This window comes from Endozoicomonas arenosclerae, from assembly GCF_001562015.1.
In the GTDB taxonomy this organism is placed as follows: Bacteria; Pseudomonadota; Gammaproteobacteria; order Pseudomonadales; family Endozoicomonadaceae; genus Endozoicomonas_A; species Endozoicomonas_A arenosclerae.
In genome coordinates this window covers 1-741 of the sequence record NZ_LASA01000287.1, presented here as the reverse complement: position 1 = coordinate 741, position 741 = coordinate 1, and the positions used below count along the sequence as shown (strand labels likewise).

At 46.2% G+C, this 741-nt stretch carries 2 protein-coding genes; both read right to left on the bottom strand.

Annotation, left to right across the window (positions count from 1 at the left end; all coding sequences use genetic code 11):
• The coding region (locus tag WG89_RS33190) for a transposase (protein ID WP_172806691.1) at nucleotides 1–160 on the bottom strand (160 nt) is incomplete at its 3' end.
• 81 nt (nucleotides 161–241) lie between these two features.
• Nucleotides 242–445 carry an RHS repeat-associated core domain-containing protein gene (locus tag WG89_RS29990; protein ID WP_245662999.1) on the bottom strand — a complete coding sequence of 68 codons (204 nt, stop codon included), beginning with the start codon at nucleotides 443–445 and terminating at the stop codon, nucleotides 242–244.
• Between the last annotated feature and the right edge of the window lie 296 nt (nucleotides 446–741).

Genomic DNA, 741 nt, shown 5'->3' with positions numbered 1-741 from the left:
CTTTACAAGAATATCTCTGTCTGTCAGGCTGTGAATCGTCCTTGCCTTGGCGGGTTATGTCTGAGCTGGCACAGTGTGGGCATTTCACCCCGTCAGGCCAGCGAATCTGGCGTATCTGTTCAAAGCACTTGGCGTTGTCGAGGAGGTCATAAAGTTTCATGACACTTTTGTACAAGAAAACGTCTTCTATTCATAGTCAAATAACTCGTCCTCAACCAGCTCCCCAGAATCCATTAAGAGCCTACCTATTAATCCCACCACTCAACCCAATCGGATCACTCTGAACATACCGTCCAACACCCGGATCATAATCCCTAAAAAAGTTATAATGCAGCCCTGTTTCCTGGTCAAAGTACTGCCCTGCAAACCGCAAATTATTCCTCAGTTCGCTCCCTTCCCAGACTTCCGTTTCCCCGAAAGCACTGGCCTTGGCTTTCCAGGTCACCTTGCCGTTTCTTCGGAAGGCTTTCTGTGGGGTACCCAGGAGGGAATCTAGAGGAATCTAGGACACCCATAGAATTCAACCAAGTCATAGCAGCCAACTATTTACTTCAATCAACTGATCACAAAAAATGCCAACCACAAACCAGTGTCATAAACCCATTTCATGATAAACAGTCTACAAGCAGCAAGAGGAGAGAACGATTGCTCTGAAAGCCTGTACAGGCAATCCATCAAAGCAGACACGGCAGAAATACTGATTAGCTTTAGCGCTCTAAAAATAGACGACTACTGGAAAAC